Source organism: Geomonas sp. (assembly GCF_035254065.1).
In the GTDB taxonomy this organism is placed as follows: domain Bacteria; phylum Desulfobacterota; class Desulfuromonadia; order Geobacterales; family Geobacteraceae; genus Geomonas.
Window position 1 is genome coordinate 1 of the sequence record NZ_DATFBA010000191.1, and the last position, 3,331, is coordinate 3,331.

The 3,331-nt window shown below is 58.9% G+C and carries 4 protein-coding genes and 1 other RNA gene; all 5 read right to left on the bottom strand.

The genetic code is table 11. The annotated features are described in order from the left end of the window. Positions 1-197: 197 nt before the first annotated feature. Positions 198-550, bottom strand: a transfer-messenger RNA (tmRNA) gene (gene ssrA, locus VJ604_RS09175). Positions 551-630: 80 nt separating this feature from the next. Continuing rightward, positions 631-1,098: an SsrA-binding protein SmpB gene (gene smpB, locus VJ604_RS09180; protein WP_324081804.1), complete on the bottom strand. Its 468-nt coding sequence runs from the start codon at positions 1,096-1,098 to the stop codon at positions 631-633. Between the two features lie 151 nt (positions 1,099-1,249). After that, complete coding sequence (locus VJ604_RS09185; RefSeq protein WP_324081806.1) at positions 1,250-2,488, bottom strand: amidohydrolase family protein; 1,239 nt, start codon at positions 2,486-2,488, stop codon at positions 1,250-1,252. A gap of 235 nt (positions 2,489-2,723) precedes the next feature. Continuing rightward, a complete protein-coding gene (gene panD / locus VJ604_RS09190) occupies positions 2,724-3,122 on the bottom strand; it encodes an aspartate 1-decarboxylase (RefSeq protein ID WP_324081808.1) in 399 nt (132 codons plus the stop codon). Positions 3,123-3,126: 4 nt separating this feature from the next. Continuing rightward, a partial coding sequence (locus VJ604_RS09195) for a pantoate--beta-alanine ligase (protein WP_324081810.1) occupies positions 3,127-3,331 on the bottom strand: 205 nt, incomplete at its 5' end.

Sequence of the window (3,331 nt, forward strand, 5' to 3'; positions counted from 1 at the left end):
ATCTGTAGTTGCCATGAGTCCTCCTGGGGGTATCTCCTCTTTTCAAGCTGGGTGATACCCCCAATATACCCCCAAAACCACTGGGACCTTGATAGAACTCATAGCACATCGTTAGACACCTGACAACAAAAAACCCCTGATTTCTCAGGGGTTCACTGTACTTACCGGTCCTTGCTGAATGATGCTGGACCTTCAAATGGTGGAGGTGGCGGGAATCGAACCCGCGTCCGAGAATCGTACACAGAAGGCGTCTACATGCTTATACCTGTTTTTGATTTAACCACTCAAGACTCCACAGGCCGGGATTGGTGAGCGGCGGTTCCGCTTTGTTTCGCCCTTGCACCGCGGACGCTTGCAAGGACTATCCCACTAGAATGACGATCTGTCCTCACCCGTGGGAGTGGCTCGGCAGATCGTTAGCAGGTTATTAAGCTGCTAAAGCGTATTCGTAGTTGTCGGCGCTTAAATGCGTCCCGGTTTGTTTTACGAGCCAACCGGACCTCGGCATGCAACCTTCGCTTCTTACCCCCGTCGAAACCTTTACACCCCCTTAAACGATTTAACTGCTGTTCTAGGTTCTATGTTCTAGGTTCTAGGTTAAACATGAAACCTTAGAACATGGTCCTGCTCCTAATATTCTTTGCTGCGGCCGCGCTCTTTCATCGCCTGGGCTACGTCGCGCTGCATGTCTTTCTGCTTCATGGTCTCGCGCTTGTCGTAGTTCTTCTTGCCTTTGGCCAGTCCGAGCTCGGTCTTTACTTTGCCGTCCTTGAAGTAGACTCTGAGCGGAATCAGGGTGTAGCCCTGCTCTCTGATCTTGCTGAAGAGTTTGACGATCTCTTTCTTGTGCAACAACAGCTTCCGCATCCGGTCGGGGTCGTGGTTCTCACGATTCCCGAAGTCATACGGGTTGATGTGGAAGTTGTGCAGGTAGGCTTCCCCGTTCTTCACCATGGCGAAGGAGTCGTTCAGGTTGGCCTTGCCGCTTCTAAGGGACTTGACCTCCGTCCCCTGCAGCACCATGCCGGCCTCGTACCGCTCTTCGATGAAGTAGTCATGGAAGGCTTTCTTGTTGTTGCAGATCAGCTTCTCGGCCATTTGCCTATACTAGCAGATCGGACTTTAAAAAGCTACTGGGTGACGCGGATAAAGGCAGGGTCAACTGCTTTGACCGCGGATGACGCGGATTGAACGGATTTGCGCGGGAAAATTGCCAAAACTTCCGGTGACGTAAAACTGAAGGTGCTGGCTAGGGGCGAGGGTAGCGCTCGCCGGCCACGATGACCTGCTCCAGCTTGCCGTGCTCGAGCAGGACGGTGCCGGGGTCTTCGCCAGCCGCGCCGGAGGAGAACACCAGGAGATCGGCCCGCTTCCCCTTCTCAAGGCTTCCGGCGAACTTATCGATCTGCAGGGCTTTGGCGCCCCCTAAGGTGGCCATGGCAAGAAGCTCTTCTGCGCTGAATTCGTCGGGGGCAAGTTGTCTCAGAAACCGGATCTCGTCCAGCACGGAGAGCGAATCGTTGCTGGCCAGGGAATCGGTCCCAATGGCGAGCGGGATGCCGCTCTTCTTCAGCAGGTGGTGCGGTGCGCACCCCACGAAGAGGCGGTCGTTGCTGCGCGGGCAGAGGACGACGGTAACTCCTCTCTTTTTCAAGACGGCGACGTCGTCCGGGGTCACGTGCACGGCGTGGATGGCGAGGGTTGACTGGTCGAGGACGCCGAGGTCGTCGAGATAGCGGGTAGAGGTGGTCCGCATCGGGTGGGGAAGGTATTCCTCCCAACGGGCCGTCGGGAAGAGCACCTTTGCGAAGGGCCCGCTGGAGTCGTGCATGAAGGTGGCTTCCTCGGCCGGTTCGGAGAGGTGCACCGCCTTCGGGATGTCCAGCCGCCCGGTGAGATCCTGGACGCCTTTGAAGAGCCGGGCGGAAACCGTGTAGGGGGTGTGCGGCGAAATCCCGCGCAAGAGCCCGTCATCCATGGTGCTTAGCATCTGTTCGATCTTCTCCAACAGGGAATCACAGTGGAGAGGGTCGTGCCCAATGGCCTCCAGGAAGAGCCGCGCGGCAAGGGGGGCGCTCCGGTAGAGGGGGGCCAGGCTGAAATCGGTGAGGATCTCGCCTACGGCGGTGGTGCCCGATTCCAGGCAGAGCCGCAGCCCTTCCCGCACCGAAAGCTCCAGTTCTTCCGGGCGCAGCGAGCGCCGGATCTTCACCACCTGCTGGATCCATTCGACATAGGTCTTGGGAAGGTAGTCCAGCTCCTTGTGGACCTTCCAGGCGGGGAAGTGGGTGAGCTCCAGATGGGTGTGGGCGTTGACGAAGCCGGGGATGATGGTGCTACCCGGAAGCTCGACCACGGGCCGCTGCCCCACGTCGAGGACTTCCTTCAGAGGGCCTACCGCGGTGATGACGCCGTTGTCGACAGCCACGGCGCCGCCCGGGATGGGGGGGGAGGAAATGGGCAGCACGTATGAGGCGGCGTAGATCATGGACGGTTCCCCCTCTCTGGAAATACACGCACAGTATAACATGACTGCCGCCTGGATTGCGGGGCAATCGCGAGGCGGCAGGCGTAGGTGATGCGAGAAATTTATAGTGGGCGGCGGCGAGACAAAAGGCAAATCCCCCCTGTCCCCCCTTTAACAAGGGGGGGACCTGAGGCGGGCATCTCACCTTGGTACGGGCTGACCCTTTTAGCGGCTGACCCTTTAGCGGCTGATCTTCTTACCAGCTGACGCTTTTCAGGTTGCCTTGGCCGGCTACTTCCTTGCGGGTCTTCTGCATGCGGTTTTTCTCGTCGACGAAGACCAGTTTGGGCTCGTGGGCGAGCGCCTCGGCGTTGGACATGTTCACGAAGCTCGCGATGATCACCAGGTCGCGCGGGGCGACCATCCGGGCGGCGGCGCCGTTGATGCAGATGACGCCGGAGCCGGGCTCCCCTTCGATGGCGTAGGTCTCGAAACGGCTGCCGTTGTCGACGTCCCACACGCAGACGGCCTCGTACGGGATGATGTCGGCGGCGTCCATCAGCTCCTTGTCGATGGTGATGCTCCCCTCGTAGTGGAGATCGGCACCGGTTACCGTCGCCCTGTGAATCTTGCTCTTCAGCATTTTTCTGTCCATTGGTCTATTCCTCCCCAAGAATGCAGTTGTCTATGAGTCGTACAGCGCCAAATCGCACGGCAAGTGCGAGCAGCGTGGTGGCATCGGCTTTTTCCAGCTCTTCCAGCGTGTCGGGGTCCCGAAACTCGAGGTAGTCCACCTGCGCAGTCGGCTCACGCTCGATCACCGAGAGGGCGCTCTCCCGGAGGGAGGCCACCGAGTGGTTACCG